General features: G+C 61.8%; 11 protein-coding genes. 8 read left to right on the top strand and 3 right to left on the bottom strand.

All coding sequences use genetic code 11. The features are described 5' to 3' along the window. Window positions 1–19: 19 nt before the first annotated feature. Window positions 20–904: a hypothetical protein gene (locus ABNU55_RS05320; protein ID WP_290750395.1), complete on the top strand. Its 885-nt coding sequence runs from the start codon at window positions 20–22 to the stop codon at window positions 902–904. 5 nt (window positions 905–909) lie between these two features. Here ABNU55_RS05320 and aguB read toward each other — a convergent pair whose 3' ends face one another. The 3 genes from aguB to ABNU55_RS05305 all read right to left on the bottom strand — a co-directional run bounded on the left by aguB (window position 910) and on the right by ABNU55_RS05305 (window position 6,015). Continuing rightward, entirely contained in the window at window positions 910–1,752 is an 843-nt protein-coding gene (gene aguB, locus ABNU55_RS05315; RefSeq protein ID WP_290750392.1) for an N-carbamoylputrescine amidase, read from the bottom strand. Then, window positions 1,749–2,756 (bottom strand): agmatine deiminase family protein, encoded by a 1,008-nt coding sequence (locus tag ABNU55_RS05310; RefSeq protein WP_290750390.1) that lies wholly within the window; start codon window positions 2,754–2,756, stop codon window positions 1,749–1,751. Before ABNU55_RS05310 ends, aguB begins: the two co-directional genes overlap by 4 nt. 85 nt (window positions 2,757–2,841) lie before the next feature. Beyond that, window positions 2,842–6,015: a TonB-dependent receptor gene (locus tag ABNU55_RS05305; RefSeq protein ID WP_290750388.1), complete on the bottom strand. Its 3,174-nt coding sequence runs from the start codon at window positions 6,013–6,015 to the stop codon at window positions 2,842–2,844. Window positions 6,016–6,233: 218 nt separating this feature from the next. Between ABNU55_RS05305 and ABNU55_RS05300 the strand changes: the two genes are divergently transcribed. The 7 genes from ABNU55_RS05300 to ABNU55_RS05270 all read left to right on the top strand — a co-directional run bounded on the left by ABNU55_RS05300 (window position 6,234) and on the right by ABNU55_RS05270 (window position 13,646). Beyond that, complete coding sequence (locus ABNU55_RS05300) at window positions 6,234–7,955, top strand: glycosyltransferase family 39 protein (RefSeq protein WP_290750386.1); 1,722 nt, start codon at window positions 6,234–6,236, stop codon at window positions 7,953–7,955. A 49-nt stretch (window positions 7,956–8,004) separates the two neighbouring features. Continuing rightward, window positions 8,005–10,767 (top strand): helicase-related protein, encoded by a 2,763-nt coding sequence (locus ABNU55_RS05295; RefSeq protein ID WP_290750381.1) that lies wholly within the window; start codon window positions 8,005–8,007, stop codon window positions 10,765–10,767. Between the two features lie 8 nt (window positions 10,768–10,775). Further along, window positions 10,776–11,063 carry an RNA-binding S4 domain-containing protein gene (locus ABNU55_RS05290; RefSeq protein ID WP_290750379.1) on the top strand — a complete coding sequence of 96 codons (288 nt, stop codon included), beginning with the start codon at window positions 10,776–10,778 and terminating at the stop codon, window positions 11,061–11,063. Beyond that, window positions 11,056–11,496, top strand: a complete 441-nt coding sequence (locus tag ABNU55_RS05285; RefSeq protein ID WP_290750377.1) for a TerB family tellurite resistance protein — start codon at window positions 11,056–11,058, stop codon at window positions 11,494–11,496. The genes ABNU55_RS05290 and ABNU55_RS05285 overlap by 8 nt, the downstream gene beginning before the upstream one ends. A 66-nt stretch (window positions 11,497–11,562) precedes the next feature. Beyond that, a complete protein-coding gene (fdxA, locus tag ABNU55_RS05280) occupies window positions 11,563–11,904 on the top strand; it encodes a ferredoxin FdxA (RefSeq protein ID WP_290750375.1) in 342 nt (113 codons plus the stop codon). 155 nt (window positions 11,905–12,059) lie between these two features. Next, window positions 12,060–12,587 carry a CarD family transcriptional regulator gene (locus ABNU55_RS05275; protein ID WP_290750371.1) on the top strand — a complete coding sequence of 176 codons (528 nt, stop codon included), beginning with the start codon at window positions 12,060–12,062 and terminating at the stop codon, window positions 12,585–12,587. A 174-nt stretch (window positions 12,588–12,761) separates the two neighbouring features. Beyond that, a complete protein-coding gene (locus ABNU55_RS05270; protein WP_290750369.1) occupies window positions 12,762–13,646 on the top strand; it encodes an RNA polymerase factor sigma-32 in 885 nt (294 codons plus the stop codon). Window positions 13,647–13,680: the final 34 nt, after the last annotated feature.

Here is a 13,680-nt window from a genome sequence, read left to right as displayed (position 1 = left end):
AGCCCAGGAGACCTCACCCGTGAACAAAAGTCGCGCTCCGATCCTTATCCTGCGCGGCGTTCTAGCCGCTCTGGTACTCGTCGCCTTTGCGCTTCCAATTGTGGTTGTTCAGGGGGAACTGCTCCGCCCCGGCATCGATATGGGCGGCGGCCGGCAGGAAGCGATTCAGGCATGGCAGCGCTGGCGCAGTCTTCATGCCGGGCTCGCTGCCCCATTGTTGACCTGTGCCCTGACCGGCGCCTGCCTCTTTTCGCTGGTCCGGGCCTGCCTCGCGGATCGCCAGCGGATCATGGCGGTCGCCATCAGCTTCCTTGTTGCCGCCGGCCTGTGCGGAGGCGCCCTCCTGAGCCTTTCAGAGCAGACGGGTTCTGCCGCGCCCGCCATTGCCATCACGGCAGCCTTTTTGCTGGCCCTGTCAGCCGCCGCAATTGGCGCTGCAAAGGGGCGGAGACTGGAGATGATGATCCTGGCAGCCCCGGCCGTCGCCGTCTGGCTATGGGGCGGCCTGCTTGCGTTGGTAGAGGCAAGTGCCGGCGTCGATGCAATATTATCCGACACCTGGTATCCGACAGGCCGCGCGCACGCCTATGGCCTCTCTATCATCCTGTCCGGCTTGACCATACTGGCAACCGGCGCCGCTATCGCGGGCCGGGTCCACTCGATCACACTCAATCTCGCGCTCATGGTCGGCATCAGCGTCGCAGGCATCTGGATGATCCTTCAGCAGCTGGCGCTCGGCATGCAGGGCATGCCGGCCCGCTATATGGATTACGCCGACGCCTTTTCGGAGACCCACGCCTCGGCAGGCGCTGCCGGCTTTGCCCTTTTGGCACTGGCGAGCCTTGCCGCGCTCCGCTTCCTGTTTCTCGGCCGCAAGGCGCCCGGCCCACAAGAAATGTTCTGAACCCTCTAGCCCAGCACCTCATAGAGGTCTGTGCGCCGGTCCCGGAAAAAGCCCCAGGCAGCGCGGTGGCGGTCGAGGAAATCGAGATCGAACTCGGCCAGGATGACCCCTTCCTCATCGCGGCCAAGCTCATCGGCAATCTCGCCGGCATGGTCGGCGATGAAGCTGGTGCCATAGAAAATCTGGCCCTCTTCATTGCCGGTCCGGTTCGCCGCAACGACGGGGATCACGTTGGAAACGGCGTGGCCCTGCATGGCCCTGCGCCAGCGCGCTGCCGTGTCGAGGTCAGCGTCATGCGGCTCTGAGCCGATGGCGGTGGGATAAAAGAGAATATCTGCGCCCATGAGCGTCATCGCGCGCGCGGCTTCCGGGAACCACTGGTCCCAGCAGATACCGACGCCGATCCGTCCCTTCATCGTGTCCCAGACGCGAAAGCCTGTATTGCCGGGGCGGAAGTAGAACTTCTCCATATAACCCGGCCCATCGGGGATGTGGCTCTTGCGATAGACGCCCAGCGGGGTGCCGTCGGCATCGATGATGACGATGGAATTGTAGTATTCCGGACCGTCCTTCTCATAGATCGAGACGGGAATGACCACGCCCAGCTCGCCTGCAAGCTCTGAGAGCTGCTCAACGGCGGGGTGTTCGGTCCAGGGATAGGCCGTGCGGAAGAATTTCTCGTCCTGCACCTTGCAGAAATAATGGTCACAGAAGAGCTCTGACGGCAGGATGATCTCGGCGCCCTTGGCCGCGGCCTCACGCACCAGCGTCTTCACCTTGTCGATATTGGCCTGCATGTCCTGGCTGAACGAGGCCTGTAGCGCGGCGACTTTCACGGTTCTGCTCATGTCGAGAGACCTCCGTCTGTTTGGGGGACCTGCTGGGTCATGCAGTGGAAGCTGCCGCCGCCCGACAGGATGTGACGCGATGGCAGGGCGATCACCTCATGGTCCGGCATCAGCGCCTGCAATTCTGCCTCGGCAAGCTTGGCATGCTTCTCCTCATAGACGGGCAGGATGACCCGGCCATTGGAGATGAGGAAATTCATATGGCTCGCCGGCATGACCTCGCCATCCTCATCGAGGATGCGGCCCGGCGAAGGAATGGTGGAGACCTGAAGCTCGGCCGCCCGCAGCGTCTCCTCGATCTCGCGCAGGACGTCAGCGTTCGGATCATCCTTTCCGGACGGTGTCTGACAGACAACATGGCCCGGCGCGATGAAGCGCGCGATATTGTCGACATGGCCATCTGTATGGTCACCCGCAAGCCCGTCGCCCAGCCAGACAATCCGTTTGGCGTTGAAGGCGAGCTTCAGATTCTCTTCGGCCTTTTCCCGCCCCCAGTCCGGATTGCGATTGGGGTTGAGAACGCACTGGCGCGTCGTGATCAGCGTGCCTTCGCCATCCTGCTCGACCGCGCCGCCTTCGAGGACGAAGGGCAGGCGTTTCAGCGGATGGCCTTCCATGCGTGCAATTGCGGCGGCGGTCTCAGTGTCGCCTTCCAGCTCATACTTGCCGCCCCAGCCATTGAACTCGAACCCGAGCCCTTCGAGCTTGTTCAGATATTTGACGAAGACCGGGCCGATATCGCGCAGCCAGATATCGCCCATCGGCGCCTCGAACATCTCGGCCCGCTCCCCGACAAGGTCAGCCGCTTCGGCGCGTGAGGCGGGGTCGCCAATGACGAGCTTCACCCGCACGACAGGCGCCAGCGCCTCGATGAGGGCAGCAATCTCGCGCTGGGCGCCTTCATAGTCTTCAGCCCAGGCATCCTTCAGATGCGGCCAGCCTGCCCAGACGGCGGACTGCGGCGCCCATTCGGCCGGTGTGTATACAATGGTCGTGTCGGTCATGGAGCGCGATTTGCCATAGGTTTAGGCAAAGAAAAAGGGCGGCCCGCATGGAGCCGCCCTTTCGCGATAATAGTCTCGTCAGAGCCTAGAAGTCGTACTTCACACCGAAGCGGACAGCCCAGACAGACAGGTTGTTCGTCTTGCTCTCTGGATTGGCGTCGTTGAACGAGCTGTAGATGTACTGGCCCGTGACCGGGTCGATCTCGGCCTGAACGATCTCGGTCGTCTGCGGGAAGCCAGCCTGATAGTAGGCGCCCCATTCGTCGTTGAGGAAGTTGCCGACGTTTTCCATCACAGCGAAGACCTTGGTGCGGTGACCCTGGAAGGCACCCGGCAGCTCCTGCTCGAGACGCAGGTCGAAGCGGTTGTTCCACTGGCCTTCACCGGAGTTACGCTCGGCAATGCGGCCGCGTGAGAGATCCTGACCGTCCGTGTAACGGAAGAAGGCATCCCAATCGACCGAGGAAGCCGCGTAGTTGATGAGCGGGTCGGTCGAGCCATCGGTCGGAACATAGACCAGGGCGCGGCCGAACGTGTCATCGCCGAACGGCGAGGAACCGGCATAGGTGAAGGAGAACGGACGGGCCTGGTAGGCTTGGCCGAACAGCGTTGCGCGGGTTGCGTATTCACCGAAGAATTTCTTCTCCCAGCTGACGCGGGCCGTGAAACGGTGCGGGACCTGATAGTTCGACGTTGCAACCATTGGATCGTTAGGATCCACGACTGCGACGTTCGACCAGTTCGAATAAGCCACCGACGAGGTCATCGGGTTGACGTCTTCTGCATTCACATAGGCATAGCCGAGCGACCAGTCGAACTCACCGGCAGCGGTGTCGAAGGCGTTCGACAGAGCCAGCGAGGCCACGAATGTCTGACCTTCATTGGTGTTGGTCAGGATAAAGTCATCCGTGTTCTCGTCATAGATCGGGCGGGCATCCGGAGCTGAACCGACACGATCAAGCGAGATGGCCTTGGTGATCGCGGCGTCTCTGACCTTCGAATAAAGAACGTCGGCGTTCAGCACATACCCGTTACCGAAGGACGGCGTGTTGAAGTCGTAGGTGAAGCCGAGAGCGAACTTCCACTCAGACGGGATCTCGAAGTCCGGATCGAGCGCGTTGACCGGGCCGCTGACGGCGCCATTGGCAACTTCGTCGAACATTTCCTGCGGCACACCGAAGATCGGGGTGTCACCACCGGCAACCGGGTTTGCGAACAGGTCGAAATTACGACGGTTGGCTTCGTAGAGCGTGACGCCGTTATTGGAGTAGTTGTTCGAAATCCAGACGTTCGGGTTACCACCGGAGTAGAGACCGAAGCCGCCGCGGAAGGAGAGGTTCGGCTGATAGTCATAGGTGAAGCCGATACGCGGCATCAGCAGGTCTCTGCCGTCCATGTTCTCATTGTTGCTGAAACCGTACTCATCCCGGAAATCCTGGTTGAAGTTCGGCTTCGAGTCGGACGTGTAGAAGTCATAGCGCAGACCCGCAGTCACGGTCAGGCCGTTCGGGCCGGTCCACTCGTCCTGGGCGTAGAGCGTGTTGACTTCATACTCGAAGGAGGCAGCGCCATCGGCGGCATTGTTCGTGCCGGCAGCGTTCTCATAGATCACGCGTGCAGCGATCCCGTTGCGGAAATCGTCGATGGAGTTGAAGCGGAATTCGCCTTCGGATTCCTGAACGAACAGGTTGAAGATCTCATATTCCTGACGCTCACCGCCGAAGGTGAGATTGTGGTTGCCCACATTGTAGCGGCCAAGCGCCTTGTAGTTGGCGACCGAGTATTCCAGCTGGTTGGAGTGACGGGAGTCGTCAGCACCAAGATAGATGGTGTTGCGCTGGTTCGTGCCGTCCACTGCTTCGACGTTCTGGTCGGTGATCTGGACTTCGCCGAATTCCGTGCCGCCAACCGACTGCTGGAGGAAGGTCACGTCGTTGTAGGAATAACGAAGCTCGGTGGAGAAATTGTTCGTCCAGTCCGAGAAGACCTGGCCGGAATAGGCCTTCAGCTCTGCGCCGCGGTTGTAGAGGTGGTTTGCGAACTCGAACTCATCGTCGTCGCCATCGGACTCGCTGAGGCTGAAGCCCTCATTGTAGTTGTAGGTGGCGGTCGCACGGTGATTGTCCGTGATGTTCCAGTCGACGCGGATGAGGTACTTCTCGTCTTCGGTGCCTTCCGCGGTCGGAATGCCGCCCGGATTGTAGCCGTAGACGTTCTGGGCAATGTCGCTGATTTCGTCGAATTCGGCCTGGGTGAAGCCTTCAACGACCTGACCGCTGCCGCCTTCCGGCGTGCGGTTGATCTCTGCGCCCGGGCCTTCGAATTTTTCGTAGGCGCCGAAGAAGAAGAGACGGTCTTTCAGGACAGGGCCGCCGAGGGTGAAGCCATAACGCTTCTCCTCGAAGTCAGGGCCGGTATAGTCCTGGCCTTCGGTCTTGTCGCCAACCAGGCTGTCGTCGCCATAGTCGTAGAAGGCCGAACCGTGGAATTCGTTCGTGCCGGACTTGGTCACCGCGTTGATGTTACAGGCGGTGAAGGAGCCATACTCGACGTCGAACGGGGCCAGCTCGACCGAAACGTTCTGGATGGCGTCGAACGGGAACGGCATCTGCTGGGTCGGATAGCCGTTCGAGTTGAGGCCAAAGCCGTCATTGAGGCCGATACCGTCAACCGTCAGCGAGTTGAAGCGCGGGTGGGAACCGGCACACTGGATCGAGTCGTTGAAGGACTCGTCGAGATAGACGCGCGGGTCGAGACGGACGATGTCCTTCAGGTCGCGGTTGATGGCAGGGGTCTGCTCGATGTCCTCGAGCGAGAAGGTTGCCGACGGGCCGATAGCGGTCTGGACGAGGCCGCCTGCGGTTGCCGAAACGGTCACAACTTCCATCCGGGCTTCGGCGTCATCGTCAGCGGCTGCCGCGAAAGCGACTTCGACATTGGCGACTTCACCCAGCTGCAGGACGATATCCGTGATGCGGGTGGTCTGATAACCAGGCGCTGCGATCTCGATGGTGTAAGGACCGCCGACATTCAGGCCGCGCGTCTGGAACTGGCCGGTCGCGCTGGCTGTCGAGGTGCTGACTGCACCCGTCCGCGTATCGATGATGCGCACCGAAGCGCCAGGAACGGCTTCGCCGCTTGGCGAGACGATGTCACCGCGGATACCCGCGGAGGTGACCTGCGCTTGGGCAGGCGCAACGATCGCGGCGGCGGCCATCAGGCTCACCGCAGCGCCGGAATAAAGTTTCCAGTTGGACATGAAGAACCCCTCTTCGGTTGAACAACCCGCGCCCCCTGCGAATTCAGGCGAATTACGGGCTAATTGACCGCGCCTCTATGCCCGCTCTGTAACGGTTTCGTGACACGATTATAACTGTTCTGTGCCCCGCAACATTCACCTTTAAAGGCTTGCAAAAAAGCCACACATCAGCTTCGGCGCTGGCCTAATGGCTCGGCCCGCGCTAGCTGCTGCTGGACATGACACACACCCAGGCGAGAACACCGGATTATAGCAGGCTTACCGCCCTGATTCTGCTTGGGCTTCTGGCGCTCAGGCTCGCTGCGGTTCTGCTTTCGCCGCTCGAACTCTATGCCGATGAGGCACAATACTGGCGCTGGGGACAGTCGCTGGACTGGGGCTATTATTCCAAACCACCCCTGATCGCCTGGCTGATCCATACAAGTACCGCCATTTTCGGTGATACGGCATGGGCGGTGCGTCTGCCGGCGGCCTTTCTGCACACCGCGGCGGCCTGGTGCCTGTTCCTCCTCGGACGGCGCGTGGCTGGGCCCCGCACCGGCTTCCTGGCCGCCGTGGGCTATGCGCTCATGCCGGCAGTCTGGCTGTCCTCTGCCGTTCTATCGACGGACGGGGTCCTCATGCCGCTCTGGTCGGTGTCGCTCTATCTGCTCTGGAGGGTTCGCGAAGGCGACGCCGGATGGGCCGGATTTCTCGGCCTCGGCCTCGCCGTCGGGGCAGGCTTTCTCGCCAAATATGCGATGATCTATTTCGCGATCGGCCTTGTCCTGGTCGCCGTCTTCGACAAACAGACCCGCCGCGGCCTTCTCTCGGCACAGGGCGGCGCGGCCCTGGCTCTCGCCCTTGCCGTCATAACGCCTCATCTTGTCTGGAACGCGCTCAATGATTTCGCCACGGTCGGCCACACGGTCGACAATGCCAATCTGGGCGGCCACCTGTTCAACCCGGAAAACGTCCTGAAATTCCTTGCTGACCAGATGGGCGTATTCGGACCTGTCAGCTTCCTCGGCCTTCTCGCCGCGCTCTTCTTCCTGCGCGCCAGCCGGCGCCCGGAAACCGGGCAGCAGGAACTATGGCTGAGCGCCTTTATCGTGCCGGTCCTGGCCATCATCCTCTTCCAGTCCGTCCTCTCGCGCGCGCATGCCAATTGGGCTGCAACCGCCTATCCGGCCGCATCGGTCCTGATTGCCATCTTCTTCCTGCGGGCACGGCCAAATCGCTGGCTATGGGCAGTGATCGCCGTCCTCTCTGCGGTTGGTTTCCTGATCGCACCGGACTTCACCCTCCTCGCCCGCTTGCTGGCCGGCCTCGCCGTCGCGGCAGGAATCGGCCTCTTCGCCTTGGCCTTCCGCTTCCGCCCCGAAGGGCTTTTCTGGGCGGGCCTCACCCTGCATGGCGTCCTCGGTCTCATCATGACCGCTGCCCTCATCGCGCCCACAGCCCTCTCCGGCCCGCTTGACCTCGACAATGCGCTGAAGCGCACACGCGGCTGGGACCCGCTGGCAGACCAGCTCGTCGCCTTTACCCGGCAGAATGGCACGCCGAGCGCACTGCTCACCGATGAGCGCGAGGTCTGGCATGGTCTCGATTTCTATCTGAAGGACCGGATCGACGCCCCGCTCATCCTGTGGCGCTACAATGAGGGCCCCCACAGCTTTGCCGAGGAACGCCCGCTGACCGGCGATATCGACGGGGATGTCCTCGTGGCGAGTTACCGGCCAAACCGCCGCCCGGCTATCGCTGCAGATTTCGCGACCTTCGAACGCGTCGGTGCGATCAGCGTGGACCTGGGCGAACGGGCCAATGGCTGCCCGATTGTTCGCGAACTGATGCTCTACCGCGCGTCTGGCTATGCCCCGCTTGCGCGCACGGACGCATGGGTGGAGCGGTTCGACGACCAGACCATGAATGCACCTGAGCCTTGTCCTCCGCAGGACTGAGCGCCACTTCGTTTGGACCTTTTCCCCTTTTCTGGCAGGTGCATGGGCCATGGGTACCCTGAAGGCCGTTCTCGGGCCGACAAATACCGGTAAGACGCACTATGCGATCGAGCGCATGATGGGCCATGCCAGCGGCATGATCGGCCTGCCGCTGCGGCTGCTCGCGCGCGAGGTGTATGACCGTGTCGTCAAGGCCAAGGGCGAACGCGCCGTTGCCCTCATCACGGGTGAAGAGCGTATAGAGCCGCCCACTGCGCGGTACTGGATCTGCACCGTGGAATCGATGCCGGTGCAGAAGCGCGTAGAATTCCTCGCCATCGACGAGATCCAGCTCGCGGAAGACGAAGATCGCGGCCACGTCTTCACCGACCGCATCCTTCATGCACGCGGGACCCAGGAAACCCTGCTGCTCGGCGCCGAAACCATGCGCGCAGTGCTCCGAGATCTCGACCTCGATGTCGACACCAATACGCGTGAGCGGTTCTCGCAGCTTCATTATGCCGGTCCCGCCAAAATCACCAAACTGCCGAAGCGCTCTGCCGTCGTCGCGTTCTCGACCGAGCAGGTCTACGCCATCGGAGAGCTTCTGAAGCGCCAGAAAGGCGGCGCCGCCATCGTGATGGGCGCGCTCAGCCCGCGCACCCGGAACGCGCAGGTGGCGCTCTACCAGTCCGGCGAGGTCGATTATCTCGTCGCCACGGACGCCATCGGCATGGGGCTCAATCTCGATGTGGAGCGGATCGCCTTTGCCGCGCGGTCGAAATTCGACGGGCGCCGGAACCGCTGGCTGTCAGCCGCCGAAGCCGGACAGATTGCCGGGCGGGCGGGCCGTTTTCGCACCGATGGTGAGTTCGGCGAGACAGGCGACTGCCCGCCTTTCGAGGAAGATCTCATCCGCGCCATCGAAACGAATAATTTCGAGCCGGTCGATGAGCTTCAATGGCGTAACTCGAACCTCGATTACCGCTCGATCAAGACGCTGATCGCCAGTCTCGCCCGCCCCTCCGGCAGCCCGATATTGCGCCAGAACCCGCACGCTCTGGATGAATGGGTTCTGCGGCGGATGGCAGAGGATGAGGCCATCGGGCCTGAGGTGCGCGGTGAGCGCAAGGTGCGCCGTCTCTGGGATCTTGCCCGCCTGCCTGACTTCCGCAAATCCGGTCATGAAGGCCATGGCCGTCTCGTTCTCGGCCTGGCCGAGACGCTGGCCGACCCCGATGCCCGTCTCGGCGATACCGCCATGGCACGGCGGCTCGACAACCTCGAGGCGAATGTCCCGGACATCGCCAGCCTTCAGCACAGGCTTGCCATGATCCGGACGTGGACCTATGCCGCCCATCGTGAGGACTGGCTTGAAAACCCGTCCTACTGGCGGGACAGGACCCGCGAAATCGAGGACAGGCTGTCGGATGCTCTTCACGCCGCGCTGACATTGCGCTTTGTTGACCGTCGGACGACAGCTCTACTTGCGGGACTGAAAAGGGAAGATCTGCTTTTGACCGAATTGTCTGAGACCGGAGAAGTCACTGTCGAGGGCCATGTCGTTGGCCGCCTGGTCGGCCTGCACTTTGAGCCAGCCTCGACCGCGAAAACACTGGAAGGCAAGGCCGTGCGGTCCGCAGCCGTCTCTGCGCTCGGCCCGATCCTGGCTGAGCGGCTGGGAGAGATCGCGGGCGCCCCGACAGACGCTTTTGCGCTGGCTGACAGCGGCCGCATCACCTGGAAAGGTGAGGACATCGCCGGACTGAAACCCGGCCCGGACTGGCTCGCCCCCCGGCTGGAGCTCATCGGCGCAGAGGACGCAGAAGCCCACAGGCGGGAAGCCGCCCTCAAACGTGTCGATGAATGGCTGGGCGAAGAGATCAAGCGGACCCTGCCCACCCACGCAAAGCTGAAGACAGGCGAGGCTGGCAGCGAGCTTCAGGGCATGGCGCGTGGCCTGGCCTTCCGCCTGCTTGAAAGCGGCGCCGCTATCGACCTTCGCGAGGAAAGCCCGCCGCCGCACGTCTCAAAGGAAGAGCGCGAGGCGCTGAAAACCGCCGGCCTCCGGACCGGGCGTGTCGCCGCCCATGTGCCTGACGCGCAGAAGCCGGCCGCCCAGCGGCTGATTGCCATTCTTCAGGCCACGCAGACAGGCGAGAACCGCAGGGTCGCGCCGGAAGGGGCAGGCTCCTTCGAGCTTGACGGCGAATGGGCCGATGCCGAGCTTCATGCCCAGGGCTATCTGCGCTTTGGCAAGCGGGCCGTGCGCGCAGACCTTGCCGAACGCCTTGGCTGGGAGATTTCCCGCCGCCGCAAGGAAGCCGACAAGCCTGCCTTCGAACTGCCAGCCGAACTTGCCTCGGTGATCTCCTGCCCGGGCGACGAGTTCCCCGCCGTGGTCAAGGGCTTTGGCCTCGCCCCGGCTGAGAAGGATCCGGAGACCGGCGCGGTGACCCTCTGGCGCTATCTTGCCCGCAACCGGCGCGAAGGCCCGCCGCGCGGCAAACGCCCGCAATCGGGCACGGAGGGCCGCGGCCACCAGAAGTCAGGAAAGAAAGGCGCGCCGAACAAGCGCCCGGCCAAAGGCGGCGGACGCCCCGCCCAACGTCAGCCTGATCCTGACAGCCCCTTCGCGGCGCTCGCCAGCCTGCTGCCGCCACCCCCGCCGCCAAAGCCGAAGCCCAAAAAGAAGAAAAAACCCAAAAAGCCCGACCAGGCCGCAGCGGCCCCTTCACCGGACACGGCGGCTCAGGAAAAACCCGCCGGCGAGACTCCGCCGTCGTCTCCCCCGGCGAATTCCGCCCCGGACACGTCGGAGACCAAGTCATAAGCGAGCAATTGCGCCTCGACATCTGGCTCTGGCGCGCCCGCTTCTTCAAGACGCGCGCGCTCTCATCCAGCTTCGTTTCAGGCCGCGGTATCCGGCTGTCGCGTGGTGGCCAGCTCCGCAAGGTGACCAAGCCCGGCTTCCGGATATTGCCGGGGGATATTGTAAGTTTCCCCAGAGGCGGCCAAATAGTGAGCGTCCGGGTTCTCGATCATGGAGAGCGCCGGGGGCCGGCAACAGAGGCCCGCGCGCTTTATGAGGACCTTTCGATAGAAGATCAGGAGCGCCACGATGCTTGACGCGCTTAAAAGGCTGTTCTCCGGCCGCCAGGATGCCTCCTCCGGGGAGATGGACCCCGAGGTCGCCACAGCGGCGCTTCTGGTCGAGGTCGCCCTGGTCGACGGCGTCTACGCCAATCTGGAAAGCGACCAGATCGCCGAAATCCTCCTCGACAGCCTGGATATGGACGCCGACCGCGTGGACGATGTGCTCCAGCAGGGCGAAGATCTGGCTGAGAACGCCATCGGCGCGCATCAATTCACCAAATACGTCAAGAAGCTGCCTCTTCTGAAGCGGGTGAAGGTCATCGAAGGGCTCTACATGGTCTCCATGGCCGATGGCGATGCCTGCAAGTTCGAGGACGCCTTTATCCGCCACGTTGCCAGCCTGCTGCATGTCGACGACATCCGCCGGGCACAGGCGCGCCGCCGCGCGGAATCGCGTCATATCTGACAATTGACTCAGGCGGCCTTCACCGCCAAATGCACGCCTTCAGCTATTCAGGAACACCCAACCCGAATGACCTATATCGTCGTAGATGCCTGCATCCGCTGCAAATACATGGATTGTGTCGAAGTCTGTCCCGTCGACTGTTTCTATGAGGGCGAGAACATGCTCGTCATCGATCCGGACGAATGTATCGACTGCGGTGTGTGCGAGCCTGAATGCCCGGTCGAAGCCATCAAGCCCGACACCGAGGATGACCCGGATTCCAAGTGGCTCAAGCTGAATACCGAATACGCCAAGGTCTGGCCAAACATTACCAGAATGAAAGAGCCGCCCTCGGACCGCGAACAGTACGCACAGGAAACCGGAAAGCTGGAAAAATACTTCAGCGCCAAGCCGGGCGAAGGAGACTAGACGCCGGCTGGGGAATACTCCCAGTTGTGAAATAGTCTTTTTTCTGATATATATTTATCAACAAGATCCCAAGGAGCCTGACAAAACCTCCGGTCTGACGCGCAAAGTGTTGCCGGGGTATGCAGGCTCATGTTGCGTAGAAAGGCTATCAGCACATGGCAAAAGAAACACAGGGTGATGTTCAGGAACTTTCATTCGCCGTAGGACAGTCGGTCGTTTATCCGGCCCACGGCGTCGGCAAGATCACAACGATCGAAAAGCAGACGGTCGCTGGCATGTCACTCGAAGTGTATGTGGTTTCCTTCGATCAGGACAAGATGATCCTGCGTGTGCCGACCAATCGCGCCGAAGCCTCCGGCATGCGCGCCCTGGCCGGCTCCAAGCTCGTTGATGACGCGCTGAAGACGCTGGGCGGCAAGGCCCGCATCAAGCGCACCATGTGGTCACGCCGCGCCCAGGAATACGAAGCGAAGATCAATTCCGGCGACCTTATCTCCATCGCCGAAGTCGTGCGTGACCTGCACCGCGGCGAAGACCAGCCGGAACAGTCCTATTCCGAACGTCAGCTCTATGAGAGCGCGCTGGACCGTATGGCCCGTGAACTGGCTGCGGTGGAAAACACCGACCACGACACGGCCATGGAGCGTCTGGCCAAGTCTCTGGCCAAGAAAAAAGCCGCCTAGAGCCGGTCGGAAAAAAGCTTATATTTTTCAAAGCCCTGCCCTCACCGGCGGGGCTTTCTTTTTATCCTGATGAGAGAAGCCGCGCAAAATAATCGGCCTACAGGTGAACCAATACTCGTCATACGCGTATGTCATGAAGGGACCGTCCGTTAAATAATGATGAGGAGCCGATCCATGGCCGTTCGTTCGACAACTGATACCGCAGACCGCCGTTTTGTCAGAACCGCCATGAACAAACCGATGCTCAGCCAGGAGCATGAGGTGGATCTGGCCGTCCGCTGGCGCGACAATCAGGATGAAGACGCCCTTCACGAGCTGACCAGCGCCTATATGCGCCTCGTTATCTCCATGGCTTCGAAATTCCGCCATTATGGCCTGCCCCTCTCCGATCTCGTTCAGGAGGGGAATGTCGGCCTCATGCTGGCCGCCGCCCGTTTCGACCCTGACCGCGAAGTGCGGTTTTCCACCTACGCCTCCTGGTGGATCCGTTCCTCGATACAGGATTTCGTCCTGCGCAACTGGTCTATCGTCCGTACAGGGACGACCGCGGCCCAGAAATCCCTCTTCTTCAATCTGAAACGCCTGCGCGCGAAGATCGATGATACCGGCGACGGCGTGATGACCCCGGAAAACAAGACATGGATCGCCACCCATCTTGGCGTTCCGGAACGCGATGTGGAAAATATGGCGTCCCGCCTCTCCGCCTCGGACCGTTCCCTCAACGCACCGCTTGCCACCGACAGCGAAGCTCAATGGCAGGATCTCCTCGAGGACGAGAATGAGGTGACCGAAGTGCGCGTCATGGAAATGCATGACAGCGAACGGCGCCGCAAATGGATCGTCGAGGCGCTCAAGACGCTGACCGACCGCGAAAACCTGATCATCCGCGAACGCCGCTTTACCGATGACACGGTCACGCTCGAAGTGCTGGGCAAGCAGCTCGGCATCTCAAAGGAGCGTGTGCGCCAGATCGAACACCAGGCGCTCGGCAAACTTCGCAAGGCGCTTGTCTCCATGGTGGGCGACCCGGAAGAAACGGGCCTCATTCCAATCCGGTAAACTCCTTATTTTCCGTTGCCTTCAAGGGCCGCAG

The sequence above is a fragment of the uncultured Henriciella sp. genome, assembly GCF_964005855.1.
GTDB lineage: Bacteria > Pseudomonadota > Alphaproteobacteria > Caulobacterales > Hyphomonadaceae > Henriciella.
Note: the sequence above shows the minus strand (reverse complement) of the source record. Positions and strands in the feature narration are given on the sequence as shown.

Excerpts from the sequence above, each read along its gene's own strand:
- aguB (WP_290750392.1), bottom strand. The coding sequence starts at position 1,752 with ATGAGCAGAACCGTGAAAGTCGCCGCGCTACAGGCCTCGTTCAGCCAG.
- ABNU55_RS05310 (WP_290750390.1), bottom strand. The coding sequence starts at position 2,756 with ATGACCGACACGACCATTGTATACACACCGGCCGAATGGGCGCCGCAG.
- ABNU55_RS05305 (WP_290750388.1), bottom strand. The coding sequence starts at position 6,015 with ATGTCCAACTGGAAACTTTATTCCGGCGCTGCGGTGAGCCTGATGGCC.
- ABNU55_RS05300 (WP_290750386.1), top strand. The coding sequence starts at position 6,234 with ATGACACACACCCAGGCGAGAACACCGGATTATAGCAGGCTTACCGCC.
- ABNU55_RS05295 (WP_290750381.1), top strand. The coding sequence starts at position 8,005 with ATGGGTACCCTGAAGGCCGTTCTCGGGCCGACAAATACCGGTAAGACG.
- ABNU55_RS05285 (WP_290750377.1), top strand. The coding sequence starts at position 11,056 with ATGCTTGACGCGCTTAAAAGGCTGTTCTCCGGCCGCCAGGATGCCTCC.
- fdxA (WP_290750375.1), top strand. The coding sequence starts at position 11,563 with ATGACCTATATCGTCGTAGATGCCTGCATCCGCTGCAAATACATGGAT.
- ABNU55_RS05275 (WP_290750371.1), top strand. The coding sequence starts at position 12,060 with ATGGCAAAAGAAACACAGGGTGATGTTCAGGAACTTTCATTCGCCGTA.
- ABNU55_RS05270 (WP_290750369.1), top strand. The coding sequence starts at position 12,762 with ATGGCCGTTCGTTCGACAACTGATACCGCAGACCGCCGTTTTGTCAGA.